Source organism: Streptosporangium sp. NPDC050148 (assembly GCF_055586505.1).
Window position 1 is genome coordinate 32,449 of the sequence record NZ_JBVJIA010000020.1, and the last position, 26,361, is coordinate 58,809.

General features: G+C 72.9%; 30 protein-coding genes. 16 read left to right on the forward strand and 14 right to left on the reverse strand.

Annotated features, from left to right (window positions below):
- Nucleotides 1-26: 26 nt before the first annotated feature.
- The 10 genes from ACZ6RT_RS22620 to ACZ6RT_RS22665 form a co-directional block, all read right to left on the reverse strand.
- Nucleotides 27-1,295, reverse strand: a complete 1,269-nt coding sequence (locus ACZ6RT_RS22620; RefSeq protein WP_470155858.1) for an NAD(P)/FAD-dependent oxidoreductase — start codon at nt 1,293-1,295, stop codon at nt 27-29.
- Nucleotides 1,292-2,776 carry an FAD-dependent oxidoreductase gene (locus ACZ6RT_RS22625; RefSeq protein ID WP_470155859.1) on the reverse strand — a complete coding sequence of 495 codons (1,485 nt, stop codon included), beginning with the start codon at nt 2,774-2,776 and terminating at the stop codon, nt 1,292-1,294. Before ACZ6RT_RS22625 ends, ACZ6RT_RS22620 begins: the two co-directional genes overlap by 4 nt.
- Nucleotides 2,773-4,206, reverse strand: coding sequence for an FGGY family carbohydrate kinase (locus tag ACZ6RT_RS22630; protein ID WP_470155860.1), 1,434 nt, complete (start codon nt 4,204-4,206; stop codon nt 2,773-2,775). Before ACZ6RT_RS22630 ends, ACZ6RT_RS22625 begins: the two co-directional genes overlap by 4 nt.
- Nucleotides 4,203-5,792, reverse strand: coding sequence for an amino acid permease (locus tag ACZ6RT_RS22635; protein WP_470155862.1), 1,590 nt, complete (start codon nt 5,790-5,792; stop codon nt 4,203-4,205). Before ACZ6RT_RS22635 ends, ACZ6RT_RS22630 begins: the two co-directional genes overlap by 4 nt.
- A gap of 126 nt (nt 5,793-5,918) precedes the next feature.
- Entirely contained in the window at nt 5,919-6,740 is an 822-nt protein-coding gene (locus tag ACZ6RT_RS22640) for a DeoR/GlpR family DNA-binding transcription regulator (RefSeq protein ID WP_470156040.1), read from the reverse strand.
- A 113-nt stretch (nt 6,741-6,853) separates the two neighbouring features.
- Complete coding sequence (locus ACZ6RT_RS22645) at nt 6,854-7,411, reverse strand: CGNR zinc finger domain-containing protein (protein WP_470155864.1); 558 nt, start codon at nt 7,409-7,411, stop codon at nt 6,854-6,856.
- A complete protein-coding gene (locus ACZ6RT_RS22650; RefSeq protein WP_470155865.1) occupies nt 7,389-7,784 on the reverse strand; it encodes a nuclear transport factor 2 family protein in 396 nt (131 codons plus the stop codon). Before ACZ6RT_RS22650 ends, ACZ6RT_RS22645 begins: the two co-directional genes overlap by 23 nt.
- Nucleotides 7,785-7,787: 3 nt before the next feature.
- Complete coding sequence (locus ACZ6RT_RS22655; RefSeq protein ID WP_470155867.1) at nt 7,788-8,249, reverse strand: hypothetical protein; 462 nt, start codon at nt 8,247-8,249, stop codon at nt 7,788-7,790.
- A gap of 168 nt (nt 8,250-8,417) precedes the next feature.
- The gene (rpsR, locus tag ACZ6RT_RS22660; RefSeq protein ID WP_470155868.1) at nt 8,418-8,645 is read right to left on the reverse strand and encodes a 30S ribosomal protein S18; all 228 of its coding nucleotides are present in this window, start codon (nt 8,643-8,645) and stop codon (nt 8,418-8,420) included.
- A complete protein-coding gene (locus ACZ6RT_RS22665) occupies nt 8,642-9,793 on the reverse strand; it encodes a CobW family GTP-binding protein (RefSeq protein WP_470155870.1) in 1,152 nt (383 codons plus the stop codon). The genes rpsR and ACZ6RT_RS22665 overlap by 4 nt, the downstream gene beginning before the upstream one ends.
- A 120-nt stretch (nt 9,794-9,913) precedes the next feature.
- On the opposite strand from ACZ6RT_RS22665, the gene rpmG reads away from it, so the two are divergent.
- The 12 genes from rpmG to ACZ6RT_RS22725 all read left to right on the forward strand — a co-directional run bounded on the left by rpmG (nt 9,914) and on the right by ACZ6RT_RS22725 (nt 16,999).
- Entirely contained in the window at nt 9,914-10,078 is a 165-nt protein-coding gene (rpmG, locus tag ACZ6RT_RS22670; protein WP_470155872.1) for a 50S ribosomal protein L33, read from the forward strand.
- Between the two features lie 4 nt (nt 10,079-10,082).
- Nucleotides 10,083-10,328: a type B 50S ribosomal protein L31 gene (locus tag ACZ6RT_RS22675; protein WP_470155874.1), complete on the forward strand. Its 246-nt coding sequence runs from the start codon at nt 10,083-10,085 to the stop codon at nt 10,326-10,328.
- Entirely contained in the window at nt 10,328-10,564 is a 237-nt protein-coding gene (rpmB, locus tag ACZ6RT_RS22680) for a 50S ribosomal protein L28 (protein ID WP_470155876.1), read from the forward strand. The genes ACZ6RT_RS22675 and rpmB overlap by 1 nt, the downstream gene beginning before the upstream one ends.
- The gene (rpsN, locus tag ACZ6RT_RS22685; RefSeq protein WP_470155878.1) at nt 10,564-10,863 is read left to right on the forward strand and encodes a 30S ribosomal protein S14; all 300 of its coding nucleotides are present in this window, start codon (nt 10,564-10,566) and stop codon (nt 10,861-10,863) included. Before rpmB ends, rpsN begins: the two co-directional genes overlap by 1 nt.
- Nucleotides 10,864-10,866: 3 nt before the next feature.
- On the forward strand, nt 10,867-11,034 hold the full coding sequence (rpmF, locus tag ACZ6RT_RS22690; RefSeq protein WP_470155880.1) for a 50S ribosomal protein L32: 168 nt from the start codon (nt 10,867-10,869) through the stop codon (nt 11,032-11,034).
- A gap of 197 nt (nt 11,035-11,231) precedes the next feature.
- Nucleotides 11,232-12,257 carry an ABC transporter substrate-binding protein gene (locus tag ACZ6RT_RS22695; RefSeq protein ID WP_470155882.1) on the forward strand — a complete coding sequence of 342 codons (1,026 nt, stop codon included), beginning with the start codon at nt 11,232-11,234 and terminating at the stop codon, nt 12,255-12,257.
- A gap of 72 nt (nt 12,258-12,329) precedes the next feature.
- Nucleotides 12,330-13,100, forward strand: a complete 771-nt coding sequence (locus ACZ6RT_RS22700; protein ID WP_470155883.1) for a class I SAM-dependent methyltransferase — start codon at nt 12,330-12,332, stop codon at nt 13,098-13,100.
- The gene (locus ACZ6RT_RS22705; RefSeq protein WP_399191822.1) at nt 13,097-14,182 is read left to right on the forward strand and encodes a FecCD family ABC transporter permease; all 1,086 of its coding nucleotides are present in this window, start codon (nt 13,097-13,099) and stop codon (nt 14,180-14,182) included. Before ACZ6RT_RS22700 ends, ACZ6RT_RS22705 begins: the two co-directional genes overlap by 4 nt.
- Complete coding sequence (locus ACZ6RT_RS22710) at nt 14,179-14,967, forward strand: ABC transporter ATP-binding protein (protein WP_399191820.1); 789 nt, start codon at nt 14,179-14,181, stop codon at nt 14,965-14,967. The genes ACZ6RT_RS22705 and ACZ6RT_RS22710 overlap by 4 nt, the downstream gene beginning before the upstream one ends.
- A gap of 114 nt (nt 14,968-15,081) precedes the next feature.
- Nucleotides 15,082-15,423, forward strand: a complete 342-nt coding sequence (locus tag ACZ6RT_RS22715; protein WP_470155886.1) for an ArsR/SmtB family transcription factor — start codon at nt 15,082-15,084, stop codon at nt 15,421-15,423.
- 60 nt (nt 15,424-15,483) lie between these two features.
- Entirely contained in the window at nt 15,484-16,602 is a 1,119-nt protein-coding gene (gene arsB / locus ACZ6RT_RS22720) for an ACR3 family arsenite efflux transporter (protein ID WP_470155888.1), read from the forward strand.
- A complete protein-coding gene (locus ACZ6RT_RS22725; protein WP_399191814.1) occupies nt 16,595-16,999 on the forward strand; it encodes an arsenate reductase ArsC in 405 nt (134 codons plus the stop codon). The genes arsB and ACZ6RT_RS22725 overlap by 8 nt, the downstream gene beginning before the upstream one ends.
- A 20-nt stretch (nt 17,000-17,019) precedes the next feature.
- Here ACZ6RT_RS22725 and ACZ6RT_RS22730 read toward each other — a convergent pair whose 3' ends face one another.
- Complete coding sequence (locus ACZ6RT_RS22730) at nt 17,020-18,339, reverse strand: MFS transporter (protein WP_470155890.1); 1,320 nt, start codon at nt 18,337-18,339, stop codon at nt 17,020-17,022.
- A gap of 558 nt (nt 18,340-18,897) precedes the next feature.
- Here ACZ6RT_RS22730 and ACZ6RT_RS22735 point away from each other — a divergent pair.
- From ACZ6RT_RS22735 to ACZ6RT_RS22750, 4 genes are all read left to right on the forward strand, one after another.
- A complete protein-coding gene (locus ACZ6RT_RS22735; RefSeq protein WP_399191810.1) occupies nt 18,898-19,815 on the forward strand; it encodes an ABC transporter ATP-binding protein in 918 nt (305 codons plus the stop codon).
- Nucleotides 19,816-19,982: 167 nt separating this feature from the next.
- Nucleotides 19,983-20,768: an ABC transporter permease gene (locus ACZ6RT_RS22740; RefSeq protein WP_470155892.1), complete on the forward strand. Its 786-nt coding sequence runs from the start codon at nt 19,983-19,985 to the stop codon at nt 20,766-20,768.
- Between the two features lie 46 nt (nt 20,769-20,814).
- The gene (locus ACZ6RT_RS22745) at nt 20,815-22,119 is read left to right on the forward strand and encodes a sensor histidine kinase (protein WP_470155893.1); all 1,305 of its coding nucleotides are present in this window, start codon (nt 20,815-20,817) and stop codon (nt 22,117-22,119) included.
- Nucleotides 22,120-22,220: 101 nt separating this feature from the next.
- Nucleotides 22,221-22,898, forward strand: coding sequence for a response regulator (locus ACZ6RT_RS22750; RefSeq protein WP_399191847.1), 678 nt, complete (start codon nt 22,221-22,223; stop codon nt 22,896-22,898).
- A 45-nt stretch (nt 22,899-22,943) separates the two neighbouring features.
- Here ACZ6RT_RS22750 and ACZ6RT_RS22755 read toward each other — a convergent pair whose 3' ends face one another.
- The 3 genes from ACZ6RT_RS22755 to ACZ6RT_RS22765 all read right to left on the reverse strand — a co-directional run bounded on the left by ACZ6RT_RS22755 (nt 22,944) and on the right by ACZ6RT_RS22765 (nt 26,283).
- Nucleotides 22,944-24,011, reverse strand: a complete 1,068-nt coding sequence (locus tag ACZ6RT_RS22755) for a GlxA family transcriptional regulator (protein ID WP_470155894.1) — start codon at nt 24,009-24,011, stop codon at nt 22,944-22,946.
- A gap of 449 nt (nt 24,012-24,460) precedes the next feature.
- A complete protein-coding gene (locus tag ACZ6RT_RS22760) occupies nt 24,461-25,396 on the reverse strand; it encodes a LysR family transcriptional regulator (RefSeq protein ID WP_470155896.1) in 936 nt (311 codons plus the stop codon).
- Nucleotides 25,397-25,455: 59 nt separating this feature from the next.
- Nucleotides 25,456-26,283 carry a TetR/AcrR family transcriptional regulator gene (locus ACZ6RT_RS22765; protein ID WP_470155898.1) on the reverse strand — a complete coding sequence of 276 codons (828 nt, stop codon included), beginning with the start codon at nt 26,281-26,283 and terminating at the stop codon, nt 25,456-25,458.
- Nucleotides 26,284-26,361: the final 78 nt, after the last annotated feature.

Genomic DNA, 26,361 nt, shown 5'->3' on the forward strand with positions numbered 1-26,361 from the left:
TCAAGGCGGCATAAATACCGTGGGCGTCAGGAGTCCACGCCGATGTGCACGGGACCGTCGTCGGGGTCGACCGCGGACAGGATGCCCGCCGGGACGCGGAACACCCGGCCGGGGGCCGCGGGCCACCACACCCGCCTGCGGGCGACGACCCTTCCCCCCTGCCGCAGGACGATCCGGGGGAAGGGGATGTAGCGGTCGCTCCACAGCAGGAGCCGGTCGCGGGCGGGGGCGGGGTCCCGGGGGCGGAAGACCTCCGGCGACACCCAGCGGAAGGGCGCGTCGGCGAGGAGCCGCACCTGCTCGGCCGGTGGGGTCACGCCGTCCAGCCAGGCGACGACCGAGCGGGCCACGTGGGCACCGTCGATCGCCGCGATGTCGGCCGTGTCGACCGGGTGGAGCAGGTTGCCCGCGGCGAACACCCCGGGCCGTTCGGTCCGCATGGCGCCGTCGACCAGGGGTCCGTTCGTGCCGGGGTCCAGGGTGATCCCCGCGGCGCGCACCAGCTCGTGGTCGGGGATCCAGCCGCCGGTGAGGACGAGCGTGTCGCACGCGACGACCCGTCTCGCGCCGGTGTCGATGTTCTCGATCTCGACCGCTTCGAGCTCCGGCCGGCCGATGACCCTCGTCACGCGGGTGCGGGTGGCGACCCGGGTCCGGAACAGGATCCTGCCGGGGACGCTGAACAGGGCGTAGGAGTCGGCCCGCGGGTACTCGGTGGTCATCAGGACGGTCCGGCAACCGGCCTCGCGCAGCGTCAGCGCGGCCGACCAGCTGACGAGCTCCGCCCCGACGACGACGGCCCTGCGGCCGACCCTGCCGTGCCGCAGGTGGACGAGGTTCTGCAGGTGGCCGGTGGTGTAGACGCCGTGGGCGCGGTCCCCGGGGATGAGGCGGGCCGGGCGCGGGCGCTCGCGGGCGCCGGTGGCCAGGACGACGGCCCGCGCCTCGACCCGGATGCGGCCCTGCGGGGTGGTGGCCTCGATCGTGCGGTCACCGGCCCAGTTCGTCACGGTGGCCTCCGTCAGGATCGTCGCCCCGGCGGCCTCGGCCTCCCGCACGAGCCTCCTGGCGTAGGCGGGCCCGCTCATGAAGCGCCGCATGTCCCTGATCCCGTAGCCGGGGTGGTCACTGTGGCGGGGGATGCCCCCGGCCGTGTTCTCCCGGTCCAGGACGAGCACGTCGCCGTCGACCCTCGGCGCGAGCTCGCGGGCGGCGCTCAGCCCGGCCGGTCCGCCGCCGACGATGACGACGGAGGGGGTCAGGACGGTGACGCCGGTCAGGTCGGTGGACGTCATCGCCGGGCCTCCAGCGGTACGCGGGGGTGTCCGCCGGTACTCTCGTCCCCGCCGTCGCGGATCTCGCCCCGGCGTTCCAGCAGCCCGCCGATCTCGGCGCCGCAGTAGAACCCCTGGCAGCGCCCGTTCATCGCCCGGGTGCGGCGGCGAAGCCCCTCCAGGCCGGTCGGCGGGATCGGGGAGCGGAAGGCGTCGCGGATCTCGCCCGCGGTCACCCGCTCGCAGAAGCAGACCACCTTGCCGTACGCGGGGTCGGCGGCGATCCGGGCGGCGTCCTGGTACGGGCGCGGGTACGCCTCCCCGAGGTTGGGCATGCGGGGCGGCTCCGGCAGGTCCTCGCGGGGCACGAGCGCCAGCCCGGCGTCGCGGGCCAGGTCGGCGACGTACTCGGCGATGGCGATCCCGGCGGTCAGGCCGGTCGAGCGGATCCCGCCGACCAGGACGTAGCGCCGCTCGGAGTCGGCCTCGATGAGGTAGTCCGGGTGGTCGCTCGCCGCGCGCAGCCCGGCGTAGGTCGCGGTGACCTCCTCCCGCAACAGGTCGGGCATCAGCTTCTCGCCCTTGGCCATCAGGAACTCCAGCCCCTTCTCCGAGGTCCCGGTGTCGGTGCGGTCGGTGAGGTCCTCGGCGGTGGGGCCGAGCAGCACGTTGCCGTAGACGGTGGGGCTGATCAGCACGCCCTTGCCCCGGGAGCTGGGCACCGGAAGGATGATCTTGCTGACCAGCGGCCGGGCGAGCTTGTCGTACACGACCAGCTCGCCGCGCCGCGGCGTGACGGTGAAGCGGTCGTGGCCGAACAGCCGGTCGACGACGTCGGCGCCGAGCCCGGCCGCGTTGACGACCCAGCGGGTGCTCACGTCCCCGCCGGAGGTGCGCAGCACGGTCGTGCCGCCGAGGTCCTCGGCCGAGCGGACCGCCCGGTTCAGCAGCAGCGTCACCCCGCGGCCGACGGCGTCCGTGGCCAGGGCGAGGTTGGTGGTCCAGGTGCAGACGATGGACTCGTCGGGGACGGTGAGGCCCCCCAGGACCCCCTCGCCGAGGTGGGGGAGCTGCCGGTACACCTCGGCGGAGTCGATGATCTCCGTCCTGTCGTAGCCGTTCCGCTCCGCCTTCTCCCGCAGGCCCGGCAGCGCGCCGAGCTCCTCGTCGGTCCAGGCCACCAGCACGGCCCCGGTGCGCTCCACGGGGATGCCGGTCCGCTCCGCGTAGTCCGACAGCAGGTGGTACCCCTCGCGGACCAGCCGGGACTCGAGCGTGCCGGGCGTGGCGTCGAAGCCGGTGTGCAGGATGGCGGTGTTCGCCTTGCTCGTGCCGTCACCGACGTCGTCCCGCGCGTCCAGCAGCGCGACGCTCAGCTCGTAGGACGCCAGCTTCCTGGCGACGGCCGAGCCGACGATGCCGGCGCCGATCACCACCACGTCGAACACGGTGGTGTCCGTGGCGGTGGGCGTACCTGTGATCTTGCCCGTGGTGTCGTTCACTGGCTTGCCTCCTGGGTCAGGGCGGTGGCGACGGCGTCCCTCCAGCGGGAGCGGAAATCCGCCGCCCGGTCCGCGGACCATCGGGGTTCGTAGGTCGTGCTGGGCTCCCACGCGTTCACCGCGTCCCGCAGGGAGAGCGACGGGTCGAGCGCGGTGCGGGCCAGTGCCACCGCGCCCATCGGGGTGGCGTGCTGGGAGGGGTAGACGTCGATCCGGATCCGCATCAGGTCGGCGACCGCCTGCATGAGGACCCGGCTCCGGGTGAGCCCGCCGTCCACCCGCAGCCGGGTCAGCGGCCGTCCGAGGTCGGCGGCGACCAGGTCGCCCAGCTCGGCGACCTGGGCCGCGATCCCCTGCAGGACGGCCAGCACGAGATGTCCCGGGCCGGTGGAGAGGGTCATCCCGGAGAAGGAGGCCCTGGCGTCGGGACGCCACCACGGGGCGGCCAGGCCCGCCAGCGCCGGGACGCACAGCACCCCCTCGGCGTCGCCGGCCGCGACCGTGTCCAGGTCCGCGGCGGCGGTGACGAAGCCGAGGTCCTGCAGCCACCGCACGGCCGAGGCGGCCGTGTAGACCTGGCCGTCGAAGCAGTACGAGGTCTCGCCCCGGACCCGCCAGGCGATCGAGGCGGCCAGCCCGGCGGTGGAGCGCGCGGCCGAGGCGCCCGTGTTGGCCAGCAGGAACGCGCCGGTGCCGAAGGTGCACTTGGCCTCGCCGGCCCGCAGGCAGTTCTCGGCGAGCAACGCCGCCTGCTGGTCGACCACCAGCCCGGCGACGGGGACGTGCCCGCCGAACGCGGAGGTGTGGCCGGCCACCTCGTCGGAGGAGACGATCCGCGGCAGGCGCTCGGTGCCGAGGCCGAACAGCTCCAGCAGCCCGGAGTCCCACTCGCCGTCGTCGAGCCGGGTGACCAGCGACCGGCTCGCCGTGGCGACGTCGGTGACGAACTCCCCGGTCAGGTGGTGGAGGATCCAGGAGTCGGAGGTGGTCACCACCCCCTCCCGGGTCACGTTCCGGCGCAGCCAGGCCATCTTCGGCGCGGAGAAGTACGGGTCGAGGACCAGGCCCGTGGTGGCGGCCACGTGCTCCGCGGACCCGCCCAGCTCCGCGCAGATGCCCTCCGACCTGCGGTCCTGCCAGACGACGGCGGGGGACAGGGGGGTGCCCGTCGCCGGGTCCCAGGCCAGCACGGTCTCGCCCTGGTTGGCCAGCGTGACGGCGTCGACCGGCACCCCGGCCCGCGCGACGGCCTGGCGGCCGGCGTCGAGGACCGAGCCGAGCAGTTCCCGCGGGTCCTGCTCGACCCCGCCCCCCGGCAGGTAGGCGGGGCGGACCGGCAGCTCGGCGAGGCCCAGCACCTCGCCGCCGGCGTCGACGACGATCGCCTTGGTGGCGGAGGTGCCCTGGTCTATCGCCAGTACGGTGGTCACCGCTGGTGTCTCCCCTCTGCGCGCCCGTCCCGGACGCCCCCGGTCCCGTTCGCGGTCGCGGTGCCGGTCCCGGTCGCGGTGCCGGTCGTGTCGGCGGTCAGCGCCGCGTCGATGGAGTGCATGTCCGGCATCGCCAGGCCCCTGACGCCCTTGGTGGCGAGCAGGTAGGCCAGGTACGCGGCCCCCAGGGCGAGCATGATGAGGACGTAGATCCACGGTTCCACGAACGAGGCGTCACGGAACAGCAGCAGCTCGAACACGAGCCAGACCAGGGCGACGACGATCACCGGGATCTCCCACCGTCCCAGGTCGAAGCCCTTGCTCGGCGGCAGCGTCCTGCGCTTGACCACGTACATGACGACGGTCCCGGTGTAGATGATCGCCGGCAGCAGGGTGGCGGCGGCGAACAGCCCGAAGAGGGCGTCGGTCCGGGTGGAGAAGACCGCCAGGATCAGCTCGCCGACGACGAACATGAACACGGTGGCCTTCAGCGGCGTGCCGAAGCGCGGCGAGACCTGGCTCAGGGCCTGCCAGCCGGGGAACCGCCGGTCGCGGGACATCGCCCAGACCAGGCGCACCCCGGTCATCAGGATCACCATCCCGCAGGCGAAGATCGCGATCACCACGAGCACGAGCAGGGCCGTGCCCACGACGGGGCCGAGCACCCGGCTGATCACGTCCGCCACCGGCGTCCCGGACTTCGCCAGCTCGACCGGGTCACCGGCGAGCAGGGTGACCGCGACCAGGAACAGGAAGCCGAGCACCCCGGAGGCGAGCACCGCCTGCCACATGGCGCGGGGGACGACGCGGGCGGGGTCCTTGGTCTCCTCGGCGAGGTTGGCCGCCGACTCGAAGCCGACGATCGTGAACGCGCCGAGCAGGAACCCCAGCATCCACGGCCCGGCCGAGGTGAGCGTGCCGAAGCCGAGGTAGTTCTCGGAGGGGACGGCACCGGTACTGAACAGGTTCGCGAAGTCGACCTCCTTGGCGACGAAGCCGACGCCCAGCAGCAGCAGGACGAGGGCGATCATGCCGATGAGCTCGGCCGTCACGGCGAAGTTGTTGACCCGCTCGGTCCACTTCGTGGAGAAGGCCACCAGGACGGCCTGGGACAGGATGACCACGCTGGTGATCACCCAGGCGTTCAGCGGCGTTCCCTCGTACCCCAGGAGCACGGGCATGACGGTGGAGGCGATCGTGTAGTCCACGGCCACGACCACGATCGCCAGGAACGTGAACGAGATCCAGCCGATGATCCAGCCGAGGACGGGGTTCGCCAGCCGGGACATCCACTGGTAGGAGTACCCGGTCACCGGGATGCGCGCGGCCAGCGAGCCGAAGATGAACGCGACGGCGAGCTGCCCGATGATCACGATCGGCCAGGTCCAGATACCGGCCGGCCCCGAGCTGTTCAGCACCGCGCCGTACGTGGTGAAGATGCCGGTGGCGATCGAGACGAAGGCGAACGCCACCGCGAACGAGGCGAAACGCCCGGTGCCGCGCTGCATCGCCTGCCGGTAGCCGAACTCCTCGACGTTCCCGCCGGTTTCGCGATCTCCCCCGGCGGGGGGTGAATAATGGGTCATGGATTACCAGCTCCTGTGTTTCCTGTCAGATGGCGCATCGGTGTGGTGATCCGAGCCGGGTGGCGTTGCCGCGCCGCCCGGCTCGCTTGATCGCTGCCGGAGAGCTTCATGGTCGACGGGGGGCGGTCACGGCAGGACGATCACCCCTCCCTCGCGGGTGACGGCGTCCCGGACGGCGGACGGCGGTTCGGCCTCGGTGACGAGCCCGGCGACCTCCCCCAGGCCGGCGACCCGGTGCCGGGCGACCAGCCCGAACTTGCTCGAATCGGCGAGCACGTACGAGCGCGTCGCGTTCCTGAGGATGATCCTCCGCGTCGCGATCTCGTCCAGGTAGTAGTCGGTCAGCCCGGCCACCGCGTCGACGCCGCCGGAGCCGAGGAAGGCGACGTCCGGGTTCAGGTCGGCGAAGAACGCCTGGGCGAGCGAGTTCGAGAGCGCGAGATCCCCGGCCCTGAGCCTGCCCCCGCAGACCAGGACCTCGACGCCCGGCCGCTCGGACAGCTCCGCGGCGACCAGCAGGGAGCACGTGGCGACGATCCCGGAGAAGTCCAGCGGCAGGGCCCGGGCGACCTGCACGGCGGTGGTCCCCACGTCGATCACGACCGTCTGGCCGGGACGCGCCAGCCCCGCCGCGGCACGCCCGATGCGGCTCTTGGCCTCCGCGGCGGTCCCGGTGCGCTCGGCGAACGGAGCCTCCTCGCCCGCGGCCTGCCCGAGCGCGATCGTCGCCCCTCCGTGGACGCGCGCCAGCATGCCCCGGCGTTCGAGCAGCACGAGGTCGCGGCGGATCGTCTCCGCCGACACGCCCAGCTCGCGCGCGAGATCGTCCGTGCTGACGACCCGGGAGGCCCGGAGCGCCTCACCGATCCGCGCGTGCCGCTCAGTGGGCAGCACTGCTGACCGCTTTTGTGGACTTCTGTGGCTCCATGAGGAAAAGTATGCGCTGATGTTGTGACAGGGTCAATGCACCCGTGTCACAACTGGATTTTTTACCTGACCGAATGCAGCCCACCGGCCTGGGACTCCACGACCCGATCATGAGCGCCGCGGGCGGGCCCGGGTCAGGTCTCCTCCGGGGTCCGGCGGCGGTAGGCCTGCGTCTTCATGCGGTTGCCGCACAGGTGCGGTGAGCACCACCGGGCCCGGCCGGGACGGGACCGGTCGTAGAAGACCCACTGGCAGTCGGGGGCCGGGCAGATGCCGAGCCGCCGCCAGGTGCCGTCCGCCGTGGCGGTGACCGCCGCCGCGACGATCCGGCCGAGCGCGACGGTCACCGGGTCGCCGAGGGCCACCGGCTCGGCGCCGCGCGCGGTCAGCCTGACCCGCACCGGGAGGTCGAGCAGGACCTCGCCCCGCTCGCCGAGGGCCCGGCGAAGGGCCGCGCGCAGGTCGCGGGCACGGGCGAGGTGGGTGTGGTCGGCCGCACCGCCCGGATCCGGCAGGTCGTGCTCGCGCAACCAGCATTCCAGGTCGGCGGGTGTGGCCAGGCGGTCGTTCGCCTCGAGGCGCCGGCCGTGGACGACGAAGGTGCGCCGGTCGTCGGTGTTGGTGAAACGGTGGATCAGCGCGACGGCGTCGGGCAGGCCGGTGACCTCCTCAGGAGTGGCCGGTGGCAGCATCGCCGATGTCCCCGCGCACCCTGCGGTAGGCGTCCTTCACCCGGATGCGGCCACCGTCGAACTCGAAGAGGTCGCAGCCGTGCACCTCGTGCACCCGTCCGTCCTCGTCCGTACGCGTGTAGGACCACTTCGAGGCGCCGCGGTCACCGGCGACGAACGCCTCGCCGCCCCGTGACTCGTATCCCTCGTCGTAGGCGAGCATCAGCGCGAAGCCGCGCCGTACCTCCTCCCGCCCGCGGAAGGTGGTTCCGGGCTCGGCACCGACGGAGGCCACGAAGACGCAGTCGTCCGTCATGAAGTCCATGAGCAGGTCGAGGTCCTTCCTCCTCCACGCCGCGCCGAATCCGGCCAGCCTCTCCGGTGTCATCCCCATCGCTCAGATCCTTCCTTCGAAGTGGCCCGCCATGTAGGCGTCCAGATCCGGTCCCTCCGGGTTGGCCAGCACGTGTCGCAGCCAGGCCCGCCGCTCGAAGTCGGTGGCCTCCAGCTCCCAGACGCACCCGATGGCCCGGCCCGGATGGGGGCGCAGCTCCGAGGGCCGATCCAGCGGTGACGAGAACAGTCGCTGATGCAGCTCGTTGTCGCCGGACCACCAGTCGATCAGCGCGAAGCAGAGGTCGGCCGCGTCGTGCGCGATGGCGAAGCCGACGCCGTGCCGTCCGCCGCCGTGCGCCCGCCGCGGCAGCGCCGAGGCCGCGATCTTCGCGGTGGCGGTCAGCAGGGCGGTACGCGGGGCCTCGGCGTGCGCGGCGATGCCGTACATCTTCACCGCCCACCCGCCGCCGACCGGCTCGACGCCGTGAAAGCCGATCGTGCGGGGTCGATATCGAACGCTCATCGCGGCCCTCCCATGGCGACACCTGTTAAATAGATAACAGGTGTCGACTGTCTCCGGCAAGGCCGCCGGGAGCGCGAGTCCGTGACCGGCCGCCGGGCGGTGGAGCCTCGGGAAGGTGCGCCGGGTCCGCCCTCGCGCGCGGCCGGTGGCGGGGAGCGGAGGGCGGTGTCAGCCGCGGGGGCGGGTGGCGTAGGGCAGCAGGGCCATCTCCCGGGCGTTCTTGACGGCCCGGGCGAGTTGTCGTTGCTGCTGGACGGTGACGCCGGTGACGCGGCGGCTGCGGATCTTGCCGCGGTCGGAGATGAACCTGCGCAGCAGGTCGGTGTCCTTGTAGTCGACGTAGGTCGCCCCGCGCAGCGGGTTGCTCTTCTTACGGGGCGTGCGGTGGGTCTTCATGCGATCTCCTTCAGGTCGAGGAGGTGGGCGAACGGGTCGTCGTAGCCGGCCCAGACGTCGGAGCCGGCCAGGATCTCCTCCTGGGTGAGCAGGCAGGAGTCGAGCAGGGCGTGCAGGCGCTCGCGGTCGAGGTCGGGGCCGGTGAAGACCAGGTGCTGCACCCGGTCGCCGGTGATGTCGTTCCAGTCCAGTGCGGCGGCGCTGCGGCGGGCGGGGGAGACCATCTCCCAGGCGGCCTCGGGAAGGGCGGCCAGCCACGGCCCGGCGTCCTCGACCGAGACGACACCGGCCACCGCGTCCCACGCCAGCAGGCGCTCGTGGCGGGTGGCCAGCCAGAACCGGCCGCGGGAGCGGACCGACTCGGTGACCAGCTCGTCGACGGCGTCGAACAGGCGCTCGGGGTGCAGCGGGCGCAGCCGGTGCCAGACCACGGTGGTGATCTCGTCGGTACGGGCGTCGACGGGCAGCTGGGCGGTGGCCGGGTCGACGCGCTCGGCCAGCGTGACGGTGCACAGGGCGGCGCCGGTCACGGCGGGAGGTGCGCCGACGTCGAAGACCGGGGTGACGGGCGCGAGGTGGCCGAGCACGGCGCGGGTCAGCTCGTCGTCCTCGGGGTCCTCGGTGTCGCCGCCGTGCAGGACCAGGCCGGTGGCGTACTCGATCTGGCGGGCCAGTACCTCGGCGAGGTGGCGTTCGTCGCCGTGGGCGGCGATCTGGCCGGTCTCGGCCAGGCGGTCGCCGCGGGTGATGTCGACCGGCATGTGCTCGGCGTCCAGCGCGGTGAGCACGGCGGTCAGGCGCAGGATGTCGCGGGCCTCGTCGCAGTCGATGGCCTCGGCCACCGGCCGGGGCTCGACCGAGTCCCACAGGTCCACGACCAGCAGGGAGGCGGCCGGGGCGCGCCGGACGAGCTCGGGGAGCAGGTCCTCGCGGACGGTGCAGGTGACGCAGCCGTGCGCGAGGCGGACGTCGGACAGGTCCAGGACGCCGGAGCGGTCGCGGACGAGGCGCTCGACGCGGCCGCCGGCCACCGAGCGCAGGTCGTGGTGGACGGCGACGGCGCCGGGATGGTCGTGCAGCAGCCGGTCGACGGTGGCGGTGCGGGCGGGCGCGTGCAGGCCGGCGACGAGGACGACGGGGGTGGACACGGGTCTCCTTCCGAGGGTGGGCACGGTCTCGTGCCCGGTCTCGCGGCACCGGGCTCCGATGTGCGAAATGAAAATCGTTCCCGTTATCATTGCATGTCTCAGCCGCCAGAGAGGAACGCCATGGCCAGAAACGAGCTCCGCCCCGTGATCAAACTCAGATCCATCGAGGGCACCGGCTACACCTACGTGACCCGCAAGAACCGGCGCAACGACCCCGACCGCCTCACCCTGCGCAAGTACGACCCGACCCTGCGCAGGCACGTGCTCTTCCGAGAGGAGCGATGACCCCGTGAAGAAGGGCCTGCACCCCGACTACCACCCCGTGGTCTTCCGCGACCCCGGCGCGAACGTCGCGTTCCTGACCCGATCCACCATGACCAGCACCAAGACCATCGAATGGGAGGACGGCAACACCTACCCCGTCGTCGACGTCGACGTCTCCTCGGCCAGCCACCCCTTCTACACCGGCCGCAGCCGCGTGCTGGACACCGCCGGCCGCGTCGAGCGCTTCAAACAGCGCTACGGGAGGAACTGATGTCGGCCCACTGCCAGCTGACCGGCACCGCACCGGTCTTCGGCAACAACGTCTCCCACTCCCACCGGCGCACCCGCCGCCGCTGGAACCCCAACATCCAGCACCACCGCTACTGGCTGCCCACCGAGAACCGCTTCGTACGGCTCACCCTCAGCGCCAGGGCGGTCAAGACCATCGACAAGATCGGCATCGAGGCCGCCGTGGCCCGCATCCGCGCCCGGGGAGGAAAGGTCTGATGGCCAAGAAGAGCAAGATCGCCGCCAACGAGCGCCGCAAGACCGTCGTGGCCCGCCACGCCGCACGCCGCACCGAGCTCAAGGAACTCATCCGCACCGGCACCCCCCAACAGCGCGAGCAGGCCGTACGGGCCCTGGCCCGCCAGCCACGCGACGCCTCCGCCACCCGGGTGCGCAACCGCGACACCGTCGACGGCCGCCCCCGCGGCCACCTGACCAAGTTCGGCCTGTCACGCATCCGCTTCCGCGAGATGGCCCACCGCGGCGAACTGCCCGGCATCACGAAGGCGAGCTGGTGAACCATGGCCGTCCCCAAACGCAAGACCTCCCGCAGCAACACCCGCCACCGCCGCTCCCAGTGGAAGGCCACCGCCCCCGACCTGGTCCCCATCACCATCGAGGGACGGCAACTACTGGTCCCCCGCCCCCTCGTCCGCGCCTACCAGCGCGGCCTGATCACCCCGAGATGAGCCGCGTCCCGGCCCCGTGACGACACGGTGACGGCACAGTGACGACACGGTGACGGCGTGACCGCGCGCGGCCGGGCGTGTCCGGCCGGGCGCGGTCCCGGCCGGTGGGGCGGTCGCGTTGCGAGGTCCGGGCCGACGAGAGAGGTATGTACAGGTTCGTCGCTTCTGTACATTTTCCTCCTGTATAGTCCGCGGATATGAAAATCATTCCCATCGGGATGGTCGTGTGCCTGGTCGCGGTTCTCACCGCCTGCGGCAGCGCGGGGGGAGCGTCCTCCGGCACCACCGGAGCCCCGGCGAGCGGCACGAGCGGCACGAGCGCCGCGCGCGCCGCCACGGAGCTGACCAGCTGCGGCCTGCCCCTCCGCGTCACCGCGCCGCCGCGCCGCGCGGTCTCCATGGAGCAGAACGCGACGGAGATCATGCTCACGCTGGGCCTCGCGGACCGGATGGCCGGTACGGCCTACCGGACGGACCCGGTGCTCGACGAGCTCAGGAGCGACTACGACAAGGTCCCCGTCCTGTCCGCCCAGTACCCGGGCCGCGAGGCCCTGCTGGCCGCCACCCCCGACTTCGTCTACTCGATGCGCGCCTCGGCCTACGCCCCCGACGCCGGCGGTACGCGCAAGGACCTGGCCGCGCTCGGCGTACCGGCCTACCTGTCCTCCAACGACTGCGAGGACCGCGCGCTGATCCCCGCCGCGGTGTCGTTCGACGCCGTCTTCGCCGAGATCGGCGACATCGCGAAGATCTTCGATGTCGAGGAGCGCGGCCGGAAAGTGGTGGACGACCTGCGCCGGCGCCTCGAAACCGCCAGGACCGCGGCCGGCACCGCCGGGAAGGTGAAGCTGATGTGGTACTACTCCGGCACCAAGACCCCGGCCATCGCCGGTCGCGGAGGGCTCCCCGACACCATCGGCACGTTCCTCGGCGCCGGGAACGCGTTCTCCGACATCACCCAGCAGTGGGCGGAGGGCGACTGGGAGACGATCGCCGAACGCGACCCCGACGTGATCGTGCTGGCCGACCTCACCCGCGGCGGCGACGGTGACAGCGCCGAGGCCAAGAAGGCGTTCCTGCGCTCCGACCCCGTCGCCTCCAAGCTCACCGCCGTCAGGAACGACCGCTTCATCGTCGTCCCCGGCTCGTCCATGGACCCCTCGATCAGGAGCGTCAGCGCCGTGGAGCAGGTCGGCAGGGGACTGCGGGACCTCGACGGCTGACCCACCGCAGGGCGCCCGCCCGATCCACGCCCGTCCACGCCCGTCCACACCCGGCCTTCCCAGGAGTTCCCGATGACCGTTCCCCTCACCGCGCCCACCCTCGACGACCTGTTCTCCCGGTGGGAGCGGCAGCAGGCCGCGTACGTGGCACACCGGCAGAACCGCTTCCAGGTGATGCTCGACGTGCTCGACCTGCACTGTCCCGCCGACCTCACCGTGCTCGACCTGGCCTGCGGGCCGGGCTCGATCGCCGACCTGGTGCTGCGCCGCTTCCCGGGCGCGCGTGCGGTGGCCGCCGATTTCGACCCGGTCCTGGCGCGGATCGCCCGGTCGGTCCTCGCGCGGCACGACGACCGCGCCACCGTGGTCGAGACCGACCTGGTGAGCGCGGACTGGCCGTCGGCCCTGCCGGAGGAGCGGACCTTCGACGCCGTGCTCAGCTCCACGGCACTGCACTGGCTGTCTCCCGGGCAGCTGCTGGCCGTCTACACCGAGCTGGCGCGGCTGCTGCCTCCCGGAGCCGTGCTGCTCAACGCCGACCACCTGCGGTTCGGTGACGACCGGCCGGCCCTGCGGCGGCTGTCGGCCGAGCACGACGCCGCCGTGCAGCGGGAGGCGTTCACCGGCGGCGCCGAGACCTGGGAACGGTGGTGGGACCTGGCCGCCCGCCATCCGGACCTCGCCTCCCTGATGCCCGAGCGCGAGCGGCGTTTCGCCGACCGCCCGCCGCAGCCCCCGGCGTCCCTGGAGTTCCACCTCGCGGCCCTGCGGAACGCCGGTTTCACCGAGGTGGGCACCGTCTGGCAGTATCTGGATGACTACGTCGTCTTCGCCCGGCGATGACCTCCCACGCACCACCGCGCACCACGAAACCCGCCGATCCGGAGGCCCCCGGCGCCGCGACCCCCGGCAGGCGGTGGCCGGGCGCGATCTCGCTGGGCGGCGCCGGCCTGGCGGTGCTCGTGCTGTCCGTGGCGTTCGCGGTGGCCGTCGGCGCGGCGGGCCTGTCGGTGGGGGAGGTGCTGCGGAGTTTCGCGGCGCACCTGGGCCTGCCGGTGGTGCCGCTCCCCCCGCTGCAGGACGCGATCGTCTGGGAGCTGCGCCTGCCGCGCGTCCTGCTGGCGGTACTGGTCGGTGGCGGCCTGGCCGTGTGCGGGGCGGTCCTGCAGGCGCTGACGCGCAATCCGCTGGCCGACCCCTACCTGCTGGGCATCTCCTCCGGCGCCTCCACCGGGGCCGTCGCGGTCCTGATCCTCGGCCTCGGATCCGCCGCCACCCTGACCACCGGAGCCTTCGCGGGAAGCGTCGCGGCCTTCTGCTGCGTCCTGGCGCTGGCCGGTACGGGGTCGGCGAGCGCCGTCCGCGTCGTGCTCGCCGGGGTCGCGGTGTCACAGCTGTTCAGCGCGGTGACCAGCCTGATCGTCATCTGGGCCGGTGACGCGCACGGCACCCGCAGCGTGACGTTCTGGCTGCTGGGCTCGCTGGCCTCGGCGTCCTGGAGCGGTGTCGCCCTGTGCGCGGCCGCCGCCGGTGTCACCCTGGCCGTCTGCTGGGCCGCCGCGCCCGCCCTGGACGCCTTCGCCTTCGGACGCGAGACCGCGGCCTCCCTGGGCGTCTCCCCGGTCAGGACGCAGGTCACGCTGATGGTCGTCACCGCTCTCGGCACGTCGGCACTGGTGTCCGCGAGCGGGGCCATCGGGTTCGTGGGCCTGGTCGTACCGCACGCCGTCCGCTTCCTGACCGGCTCCCGCCACCGCCTGCTGCTGCCGGCCTGCGCCCTGTACGGAGGGGTCTTCCTGCTGTGGGCCGACACCGCCGCGCGGGTCCTGTTCACCCCGCGGGAGATCCCCGTCGGCGTGCTCACCGCGCTGATCGGTGTGCCCGCCTTCGCGGTCCTCATGCGCCGAAGGAGCACCCCCAGATGAGCCTGGACGCCCACGACGTCACCTGGAGCGCCGGCGGCGCGCCCATCATCGACGGGATCACGGTCTCCATCCCCCGGGGCCGTCTCACCGGGCTGCTGGGACCCAACGGCAGCGGGAAGTCGACCCTGCTGCGGCTGCTGGCCGGCCTGCTCCGCCCGCGGACGGGAACGATCCTGCTGGACGGGCACCGCATCGGCGAGCTGCCGCGGCGCGAGGTCGCCCGCCGGCTGGCCGTGGTCGCCCAGGAGACGTCCACCGACATCGACATGACCGTGACCGACGTCGTGATGCTGGGCCGCGTCCCGCACCGGAGGGGACTCGCCATGGTGGGCCGCGACGATCCGCGCGACGTGCTGGAGACCGAGAAGGCCCTGGCCCGGTGCGGCCTGGAGGGCTGGGGGGAGCGCCGGTGGTCGACGCTGTCCGGCGGGGAGCGCCGGCGCGTCACCATCGCCCGCGCCCTGGCCCAGGACCCCACCGAGCTCCTGCTGGACGAGCCCACCAACCACCTCGACATCCACCATCAGCTCGACCTGCTGCGGATGCTGGCCGACGCGCCGGCCACCGTCGTCGCCTCGCTGCACGACCTGAACCTCGCGGCCCAGTACTGCGACCACCTGCTCCTGATGGAGGCCGGGCGCCTGGTCGCCTCCGGCCCTCCTGCGCAGGTGCTGACCGAACGGTGGATGGAACGCGTCTACCGCGTCCGCGCGACGGTGAGCCTGTCGCCGGACGGACGCCCGCACCTGCGCTACGCCCCGCTGGACCCCGCCCCCGCACGGTGAAGCCGGTGGCGTGGGCGTGGAACGAAGGACGGCCCCGCCGTATCTCGGCCTGATAGACGTGTGTCAATATAGACAGTGGTCGACTTCGATTAGCGTCTATATGGAGGATGTCCGATGGAGCCGCTGGAGCTGTCGGGGTGCAGCCCTCCGCTGACGCGCGAGCCGCTCAGCGCCGAGCGGAGCGCCGCGGTGGCGCGCGTGTTCAAGGCGCTGGGAGATCCGGTACGGCTGCGCATCGTGTCGATCGTGGCCAGCCACGCCGGCGGCGAGGTGTGCGTGTGCGACCTGACCGGCGCCTTCGAGCTGTCGCAGCCGACCATCAGCCACCATCTGAAGGTCCTCAAGGAGGTCGGGCTGCTGGTCTCCGAACGCCGGGCCTCGTGGGTGTACTACCGCCTGGTCCCCGAGACCCTGGCCGACCTGTCGGCCCTGATCGACGTTCCCGCCTCGGCCTGAGCGCGGACCACGAATCGACGTTCCCGCCTCGGCCTGAGCGCGGACCACGAAGGAAGCGCGATGTCCTCACCCCCTCGCACCACCGCCCCCGTCCCCACGGCGAAGGGCGGCGTGGTCGCTGCCCTGTCCACCCTGGACCGGTTCCTGCCGGTGTGGATCGGGCTGGCGATGGCCGCCGGGCTGCTGCTCGGCCGCCTGGTGCCCGGCCTGAACTCCGCGCTGGAGGCGGTCAGGGTCGGTGGGATCTCGCTGCCGATCGCGCTGGGCCTGCTTTTGATGATGTACCCGGTGCTGGCCAAGGTCCGCTACGACCGCCTGGGCACCGTCACCGGCGACCGGCGCCTGCTGTTCGCCTCACTGGTGCTCAACTGGGTGCTGGGCCCGGCGCTGATGTTCGCGCTGGCCTGGCTGCTGCTGCCCGACCTGCCCGAGTACCGCACCGGCCTGATCATCGTCGGCCTGGCCCGCTGCATCGCCATGGTGCTGATCTGGAACGACCTGGCCTGCGGCGACCGCGAGGCCGCGGCCGTCCTGGTCGCCATCAACTCGATCTTCCAGGTCGTCGCCTTCGCCGCGCTGGGCTGGTTCTACCTTCAGGTCCTGCCCGGCTGGTTGGGCCTGGGCGAGGGCGCCGAACTGCGGGTCTCGGCCTGGGACATCGCCCGATACGTGCTGATCTTCCTCGGCGTCCCGCTGGCGGCGGGCTACCTGTCGCGCCGGCTGGGCGAACGCGCCCGGGGCCGTGAGTGGTACGAGACCCGTTTCCTGCCCAGGATCGGACCCGTCGCCCTGTACGGCCTGCTGTTCACCATCGTCGTCCTGTTCGCCCTGCAGGGGGAGACCATCACCTCCCGGCCCGGGGACGTGGCCCGGATCGCGCTGCCGCTGCTGGCCTACTTCGCCCTCATGTGGGGCGGTTCGTTCCTAGCAGGCCGGGCGATCGGCCTGACGTACGAGCGCACCACCACGCTGGCCTTCACCGCGGCCGGCAACAACTTCGAGCTGGCCATCGCGGTCGCGATCGGCGTCTTCGGCGTCACCTCCGGCCAGGCCCTGGCCGGGGTGGTCGGCCCGCTCATCGAAGTGCCCGTCCTGGTCGCCCTGGTCTACGTCAGCCTCTGGGCACGCCGCCTGTTCACCCCCACCCCCACCACCTCTGAGGGATCGCTTCATGCCTGACAAGCCCAGCGTGCTGTTCGTCTGCGTGCACAACGCCGGCCGCTCCCAGATGGCCGCCGGCTGGCTCACCCACCTGGCGGGGGAGCGGATCGAGGTCCGCTCGGCCGGATCCGAGCCCGCCGACCAGATCAACCCGGTCGCGGTGGCCGCGATGGCCGAGGTCGGCGTCGACATCACCACCGGACACCCCAAGGTCCTCACCGTCGAGGCCGTCCAGGACTCCGACGTGGTGATCACCATGGGCTGCGGCGACACCTGCCCGTACTTCCCCGGTACGAGGTACGAGGACTGGAGCCTCGACGACCCCTCCGGCCGGGACATCGACGCCGTCCGCGCCATCCGCGACGAGATCCGCGCCCGGGTCGAGAACCTGATCGCCGGCCTCGACACCCGCTGACCCGGGCCGGGCGGCTCCGCTCATGCGCGGTGGTAGGCGACCAGTGCGAGCGCGGCGACGGCGCAGGCCACCGCGACGGCCGCCATCACCCACGTGTACCCGGCCGCCTGGGCCAGCGTGATCGCGCCCAGCGGGGCCAGGGCCTTGTCGGCGACGGAGAAGGCGGCGACGCGGCCCGACAGTGAGGCGTAGGCGCTCGTCCCGTACCGCTGCAGCAGCAGGTGCGGCAGGGTGACGGAGGCGATGCCGAAGCCGAGCCCGAAGCCGAGCACGCAGCCGACGGCGCCCGGTACCGTGCGCCCGGCCAGCGGGAGCAGCGCGGCGGCGACGCCCTGCAGGGTGAAGATCGCGGCGGCGATGAGGGCGGGCAGGCGGCGCTGCAGGCCGGTGGTGAGCAGGCGGCCGGTAACCGACAGCACCCCCAGCAGCCCGGCCAGGGTGGCGGCCAGGACGGGGGAGTGGCCCAGGTGGACGAGGTAGGTGATGAGCAGGACCGACATCACCGCCGCCGCGCCGCCGTTGGCGGTGAAGGCGATCACCAGAAGCCGGAACGGCCGCCCTCGGGTGGCGGCCCTGACGACCCGGGCCCGCTCGCGGGTCGTGACCGGCCGACGTCCGGTGCGGGCGGGGCGGCGCACGACGAGCGCGTGCAACGGGATCGCCGCCGCCCCGTAGACGACGGCCAGGACCACCAGGGCGGTGCGCCAGCCGTGGGCGTCGACCAGCCGCCCGCTCAGCGGAAGGAAGATCGTGGAAGCGAACCCGGCGACGACGGTGAGCGCGAGCAGGGCGTTGGCCCGGCCGTGACCGTCACCGCGGACGGGGCCGGGGCCGTGCCCGTGACCGCGGTCGGGGTCGTCGGCGGGGGAGTCGTGAGCGGGACCGGGGTCGTCACCGCGGGCGGGGGCGTCGGACCAGCCGACGATGACGGCGAACGCGCTCTCGTAGAGCACCATCGCGCACGCGACGCCGATCGCGGCGAAGACCGCGTACAGCTGGGGCAGGGTCTCGACCCGTGACCAGGCCAGGACGGCGAGCGTGCCGACGACCGACCCGGCGGTCATCAGGCCCCGGCCGCCGTGGGCGTCGAGCAGGCGGCCGACCAGCGGGGCGCACAGCGCGGCGATCAGGATCGAGCCGGTCAGCGCGGCCGTGATCTGAGGACCGTCGGCGTGCAGGTCGGCCGCCATGGGAATGAGGAAGACCGAGAAGGAGTAGTACAGCACGCCGTAACCGGTGGTCTGCGTCACGGCCAGGGCGGCGACGATGCGCCACCCCTGGGCCGGGCGCCATCGGCCGCCGTTCCTAGGGACGAAGGCGGTTCCGGCGGTGGAGCTCACCCGAGGTCACCGGCGCAGCCGATCGGCTCGTGCTCCGAGATCAGGCGCAGGGCCTCCTCCTGGGGTGCGGTGGGGTGTCCCTCGGACATCTGACGCTCCTCGTGCCGTGCTCCGGCGGCTTCCCGATTGTTTAGAAGAATGTCTAAATATCGTCAGCCTGTCCCATTGATTCGATGACTGTCAATATAAATGGACGCCTGGATCCCGAGGGGCGGGCATCCGGTGGTCCTCGCCGGTTCGGCCGTCACCTCCGTGAGGATTTCCCGCCCGTGCCCGCGCGAACCTCGGGCGGCCGTCCGATCGGCGGATCGCCGTCCGGACTCCGGGAAGGCCCCTCACCCGCGACGCCCTCGCGGAGCGGCCGGCCCCCCGCCCTGCCGCGTCACCCCCGCCCTCCCGCGTTCCCCCGTCCGGGCGCCGAGTCAACCGATCGGCTGACTCGGCGTCCCCACCGTTCGGCGGCCAGGTCCCGTCCCCTGGCCGGTGCCGGAAAAGGGGCCGCTCCAGCAGGCTGAAGGCAGTCGATCCCCCGCTGAGACGAACCCGGAAGGACACCGCATGCCGCCAGTGATCGAGGTACGCAACCTCCACAAGCGCTACGACGACAAGATCGCGGTCGATGACGTCTCGCTCACCGTGCAGGAGGGTGAGATCTTCGGGATCCTCGGCCCGAACGGCGCCGGCAAGACGACGACCGTGGAGTGCATCGAGGGCCTCCGTACGCCGGACCGGGGCGAGATCAGGGTGCTCGGGCTCGACCCCCACCGGGACCGCGCCGAGCTGACCCGGCGTCTGGGCGTCCAGCTGCAGGCAGGTCAGCTCCCCGACCGGCTTCAGGTCGCCGAGACCCTGGAGCTGTACAGCTCCTTCTATCCCGAGCCGGCCGACTGGCGCGCGCTGATGCACGGACTCGGCCTGGCCGACAAGGCGAAGACCGGGTACGCCAAGCTGTCCGGCGGCCAGAAGCAGCGGCTGTCGATCGCGCTGGCCCTCGTCGGCAACCCCCGGGTGGCGATCCTCGACGAGCTCACCACCGGCCTCGACCCGCAGGCGCGGCGCGACACCTGGGACCTGATCGAGGGCGTGCGCTCCCGCGGGGTGACGATCGTGCTGGTCACCCACTTCATGGAGGAGGCCGAGCGTCTGTGCGACCGGCTGGCGCTGATCGACGCGGGCCGCGTCGTCGCGGTGGACACCCCGGCCGGCCTCACCGAACGGGCCCGCATCGAGCAGCGCATCCAGTTCTGTCCCTCCAGGCCGATGGACGAGCGCCTGCTGGCGGACCTGCCCGAGGTCTCCCGCGTCACCCGCCGGGGGGAGTTCGTCGTCGTCAACGGCAACGACAACGCGCTCAACGCCGTCACCGCCGTGCTGGCCCGCAACCAGATCGTGGCCGAACGGCTGCGCGTCGAGCAGGCGAGCCTGGAGGACGCGTTCGTCGAGCTGACCGGCAGACGTCTCGACACCACCGCCTGACCTCCCCGGACCGATCTCCCCGGACCGCCCCACCCGGACCGACCTGACCTGACCCGACCCGGGTCGACCCGGACCGCCCCACCCGGCCCGGACCGCACCGGCCCGCACCGCACCGGCTCGACCTCCACCGAACCCGCCTGACGAAGACCACCGAGAGGAAACCCCCCATGTCAGCTCTGACCACCGCCACGGCCCCCGTCACCGCCAAGCGCGGTTCCATAACGTGGAAGCTCATCAAGGCCGAGAGCAGGCTCTGCCTCCGCGACAAGGTCGGCCCCATCTGGGGCGTCGGCTGCCCGCTGCTCGTGCTGATCATCCTCGGCAGCATTCCCGCCCTGCGGGAACGCCAGGAGGCCGCCGGCGGACTGACGATCTTCGACCTCTACGTCCCCGTCCTGATCCTGTTCAACCTGGCCATCCTGGCCATGACCGCCCTGCCGACCACGCTCGCGGGGTACCGGGAGAACGGCGTGCTGCGCCGCATGCGGACCACGCCGGTCGGCCCGGTCCGCCTGCTCGCCGCCCAGCTCGTGGCCAACTTCGCCATCGCGCTCGTCGCGATGCTCCTGTTCCTCGCGGTGGCCGGGTTCGGCTTCGGCGTGCAACTGCCGCGGCACCTGCTCGGCTTCACCGTCGCCTGGCTGCTCGGGGCCGCCGCACTGCTCGCCATCGGCCTGCTGGTCACCGCGCTGGTGCCCGGACGCAACGCGGCCTCGGCGACCGGCACGGCGCTGTTCTTCCCGATGATGTTCTTCGCCGGGCTCTGGGTGCCGATCACGCAGATGCCGCCGCTGCTGCAGACCATCAGCCACTACACCCCGCTCGGCGCCGGCATGCAGGCCTTCCAGGACGCCTACCTGGGCCACTTCCCCTCGGCCGTCCCCCTCCTGACGCTGGCGGCCTACGCGGCCGGGTGCGCGCTCGTCGCGGTCCGCTGGTTCCGCTGGGAATAGATCCGCAGGTTTCCCCGCAATAGACTCGGCACGAAGGAGGAAGATCGTGAGCAGGCAGAGGTGGCCGGAGGACCGGTGCCCGGCGGGGACACGGCCACCGTTCCTCCTCGTCACCGCGGTGCCCTACACGCTGCTGGCCGCTCTCGCCGTCCTCAAGACGGTCAGGGAGATCGGGGCGGGTGACTCACCGCTCGTCGACCTCGGCCTGTGCGGGCTGGCCGCGGCGTGGATGCTCGGCATGTTCACCCTGCGTCCCGACCGGTGGGAACGGCCCCGGCTCATGGCGGTGTTCTTCACCGGGATCCTGGTGATCACCGCGATCCTGGTGGTGCGCGACCCCGCCTTCGGGCTGCTCACCCCGGTGCCCTACATCTACGCCTTCACCGTCCTGCGCTGGCCGTGGCGGCTCCTGGGCGTGGCCGCCACGGCGGTCGTGGCCGGCGCCGCGCAGGCCTCCAGCGTGGACAGGGCGACAGCGTCCGGCCTGGTGCTGTCGGCGGCCATTGTCGTCGCCAACGTCGTCCTCATGGGCGGCACCGCCTGGGTGCTCCGGCTCGCCGAGCGGGAGGAGGAGCGGCGCGAGCAGGCCCTCGCCGAGCTGAGCCGGACGAACCGGCTGCTGGAGGCGACGCTCGCCGAGAACGCCGGCCTGCACGCCCAGCTGCTCGCCCAGGCCCGGGAGGCGGGGATACTCGACGAGCGCCAGCGGATGGCCCGCGAGATCCACGACACCCTGGCCCAGGGGCTCACCGGGATCATCGCGCAGCTCCAGGCGGCCGAGCAGATGCACGAGGTCCCGGAACAGTGGCGCCGGCCCTTCGGAGCCGTCAAGACCCTGGCCAGGGAGAGCCTGGCCGAGGCGCGGCGCTCGGTCGACGCGCTGCGGCCCGAGCCGCTGGAGACCTCACGCCTGAGCGACGCGCTCGCCGACGTGGCCGACCGGTGGTCGAAGCTGCACGGGATCGCCGTCCAGGTGACGACGACCGGCACGGTACGGCCGATGGCGCCGGAGGCCGAGTTCGCGCTGCTGCGCACGGCACAGGAGGCCCTGGCCAACGTGGCCAGGCACGCGCACGCGACCAGGGCCGGGGTGACGCTGTCCTACCTGGAACACGAGGTGGCGCTGGACGTACGTGACGACGGCAGGGGTTTCGACCTCGTGGGTCTCGAAGCCGGAACGGCCGCGGACCGCGGGCCGAACCCGCCGTCCCGCGACGGCGGGTTCGGCCTGACCATCATGCGCCAGCGCATCGAAGGGCTCTCCGGGAGCCTGCGGATCGAGTCCGAGCCCGGCGCCGGCACCGGGATCTCGGCCCGCCTCCCCTTCCTGGCGGCCGGGAGCCATACATGACCGACCCCTTCCTGCCGGCCGGGAGCCGCACATGACCGACCCCTTTCTGCCGGCCGGGAGCCGCACATGACCGACCCCTTTCTGCCGGCCGGGAGCCGCACATGACCGACCACGCGGCCGACCACCCGGCCGAGCCCCCGATCCGGCTGCTGATCGCGGACGACCATCCCATCGTCAGGGACGGGCTGAGCAGCATGTTCGCCTCCGCGCCCGGGTTCGAGGTGCTGGGCGAGGCCGCGGACGGCGCCACGGCCGTACGGCTGGCCCGGGAGCTGCGGCCCGACGTGATCCTGATGGACCTGCGCATGCCGGGCATGGACGGGCTGACCGCCATCACCGAGCTCGCAAGGCTCGGGATCGGCGCGCGCGTGCTGGTCCTGACGACCTACGACACCGACACCCACGTGCTCCCGGCCATCGAGGCGGGCGCGACCGGCTACCTGCTCAAGGACTCCCCCCGGCAGGACCTGCTGCGCGCCGCGCGCGCCGCCGCCAGGGGTGAGAGCGTGCTGTCCCCCTCGGTGGCGGCACGGCTGATGAACCGGGTCAGGACGCCCGCGCCGCAGCTGCTCAGCGGGCGGGAGCTGGAGGTCCTCGAACTCGTGGCGGCCGGGAACACCAACCGCGAGGTGGCCGCCCGGCTGTTCATCACCGAGGCCACGGTCAAGAGTCACCTGCTGAACATCTACGCCAAGCTCGGCGTGAACGACCGCGCCGCGGCCGTCACCGAGGCGTTCAACCGCAGGCTGCTCGTCCCGCGAGCGCCCGGACGGCCCTGACCCTCACGCCCTCGCCGGCGGGCCGCGGCGAGGGCGTCCCCCGTCTCAGGGGGTGTGGCCGAAGGCACGCCGGTAGTCGCGGGGAGGGACCCCGTGCCGTCTGGTGAAGTGGCCGCGGAAAAGGCCCTCGGAGCGGAACCCCGCCTGCTCGGCGATCGTGCGGATCGGCAGGTCGGTGGTCTTCAGGAGCTCTTCGGCCCGGTCGAGCCGCTGCTCGCGCAGCCAGGCGTAGGGCGTGGTGCCGGTGGCCTCCCGGAAGCGGCGGGCGAAGGTGCGCGGGCTCATCAGCGCGTGCCCGGCCAGATCGCCGATCGACATCGGCTGCTGGAGCCGGCTCCTGGCCCACAGCAGGACCTCGGCCAGGGGAGCGCCGCCGGACACGGCCCGGACCCCGGTGCCGTCGGCCGGGGTGGGGGCGTAGCGCACCTGCCCGCTCTCGCGGCGCGGTGCCGCCATCGCCTCCCTGGCCACGGCGTCGGACACGGCCACGCCGTGTTCGCGGTGCAGCAGGTGCAGGAAGACGTCGATGCCCACGGCCGCGCCGGCGCCGGTCACGACGGACCCCTCGTCGGCGTACAGGGCCTCGGGGTCCACGACGACCCCGGGACGGCTCTTCGCGAGCCGGTCGGCCAGGCGCCGGTCGGTGACGGCCCGGCGGCCGTCGAGCAGCCCGGTCTCGGCCAGCAGGAACGTTCCCGTGGAGTAGGCGGCGATGATCGCTCCCCGGCGGTGGGCGTCGTTGAGCGCGTCGACGACGGACCGGCGCAGGGTCAGCGGCCTGCCCTCGGTGGGCAGCACGATGATCAGATCGGCGCCGCTCAGGGCCTCCAGGCCGTGTTCGACCTCCATGTGCATGGAGAGGTCGGTGAGCAGATCCTCGCCCCCGTCGGAGCAGACGGTGTACGTGAAACGGGGCAGGCCGAGGTGCGACCGGTCGGCGAAGACCATGCCGGCCACGCTCAGCCCGAGCGAGCTGACCCCCTGCGTGGCGAACGCGGCCACCGACCGGAAGGGCCCGGCCGGGGTGGTGCGGGAGCGGCCGGGAACGCCACGGCTCGTCTCCGCCCGGCATCGGACCACGCCGGGTCGCGATTTCTGCACGGTCGCGGACATCGGTGTTCCTTTCCTGCGAGACCGGTTCCGAACTGGGCACGCGACGGCGATGTCTCCCCCCGCGATCGCTCCGCCGAGCGTAGGAGAACGGGATGACCGCGGGCTGGACGCCGCCTGTACCCGCCTGCCTCTCCCCGGCCGCCCTCGCGGTCCGCTGACCTGGTCCGACGTCCCCTCGGCGGGAACGTACCGGCAGAAGCACCCGCCACCGGCACGAACCGGGGGCCCGTCGCGGCGGAACGCGGTGGCCTCAGGCCGGGGAGCACCGGCCGGGGAGGCGTCCGGGAGCGGGTGCGGTGCCGCCGTCACCGTGGCGTCGTCAGCGTGGCGTTCACCGTGGCGTCGTCACCGTGTGTCGCCGTCAGCGTGCCGCCGTCACCGTGGCGTCGTCACCGTGTGTCGCCGTCAGCGTGCCGCCGTCACCGTGGCGCCGTCACCGCGTGCCGCCGTCAGCGTGGTGTCGTCGCCCAGGACGGGAGCCAGACCGTCCCCGGGAGCCTGGGCAGGCCTTCGAGGTGGGCGAGGACTCCCCGGAGCCCCGGATGCGGGTTCGTCCCGGGGAGGATGAGGGAGAGCGGGTAGGCGAGGACCGGGTTCACGACGGGGATGCGGCGCAGGTCGTGCCCGGCCGGCCAGACGTACCGGTCGCGTGCCCCGACGAGGGTCGCCACGTCCGCCGAGCCCGCGAGGACGTCCAGGAGCACCTCGTCCCCGAAGTGCGGGCCCGCCGCGTCGATGCGCAGGTCGAACGCGGTGGCGAGCTGGTCGTAGAACTCCGCCCACTCGCTCCGGGGGGCGATGCCCGGAACCCATATCCGGTGCCTGCGCAGCTGCGCGGGCGTCAGTTCCCGCGCGGAGGCGAGCGGATGCGCGGGGCCGACGAGCAGCTCCAGCGGGGAGTCGAACGCGCGGATCGTCCGCAGGCCGGGCCGTGCCGCGCCCGGGGCGACGACGGTGCGGAACGAGGCGTCGACGTCGCCCGCCTCGACGGCCGCGGCCGCCACGCGCGGGTCGTCGACCCGGAGGGTCACCACGTCGAGGTCGGTTCCGGGACGCGACCGCCAGTAGTCGTGCAGGACGACGGCCTGCGCGCTCCGCAGGCCGAGGACGTCGATCCGCAGGGCCCGGGAGCCCGGCCGGACCGCGGCGACGGCGCGTTCGACACCCGCGACGATGCTCCGCGCGTGCGGCAGGAACGCCTGTCCGTCGGGCGTCGGCTCGACCCCCCGGGCGGTACGGGTGAACAGGCGGACCCCCAGCTCGCGCTCCAGGGCGGCGATCCGCTTGGAGACGGCCTGCTGCGTCACGCCCAGCTCGTCGGCCGCATGCCGCAACTGCCCGAGCTCGGCCGCCCGGACGAACGATCGCAATGCCTCGGTGTCCACCGGCTCACCTTAGGCGTGCACAACCGGTCGTTGTGGCTCGCCGCGGGCCGGTTGTCCGGTCACGCCCCGGCGCGTGACCGGGACGTCCCGGCCTCCCGCGGCCGGTCGTCGCGGTCCTGTCGCCCTCCCCGGTGCGCCGTCGCCGCGGGGCCGGCCGTCGCGGGTCGGTTCGTCGGCGGGAGGGCGGCGGCGATGCAGTCGAGGACGCGCTCCAGCCCGTACCGGAACCGGTCGTCGCGGCCGAGGCGCGGCTGGCGCGCCTCCATCGCGATCTTGGTGAAGATGGGGTAGTCCCCGCTCTCCAGCACCTGCCGGATGCGCGGCAGGCTCCGCGCCGTCCACTCCGACTCGCTGAGCCCGCTGCGGCGGACCTCCTGGGCCTGGCTGACCTCCTCGCGGACGGCGCCCTCGACGTAGCCGTTGAGGATGGCGAGCAGGCCGAGGTTCTCGTCGATGGAGACGTGGGCGTCGAGGACCCCCATCACCCGTTCGATCAGGAGCAGCTGGTTGGGGCCGTAGCCGGGCAGCGACCGGTGCACGGTGGCGATCCACGGGTGGCGCAGCCACATCGCCCGCATGCCGTCGGCGTAGCGCGTCAGGTCGGCGCGCCAGTCACCCGACGGCAGGCCCGTGACGTCGATCTCGCCCATCAGCCGGTCGGCCACGAGCTCGATGAGGTCGTCGCGGCTGGGGACGTAGCGGTAGAGGGACATGGCGCCCGCGCCGATCTCGGCGGCGATCCGCCGCATGGTGGCGGCCTCCAGCCCTTCGGCGTCGGGGGGCCGGATCGCCGCCTCGGTGATCTGCGCGCGGCTGTAGGCCGGTCGCGGCCCGCGGGCCGGGCGCTCGGGCCGCATCCAGATGTTCACGTACTCGGTGTCGGTCACCGCTCCACCCCCTACTTGCGTACATGGTACCCAGTAATCTAATCTGGCCGCCGTAACCGCGTACAACGTACCCAGTGG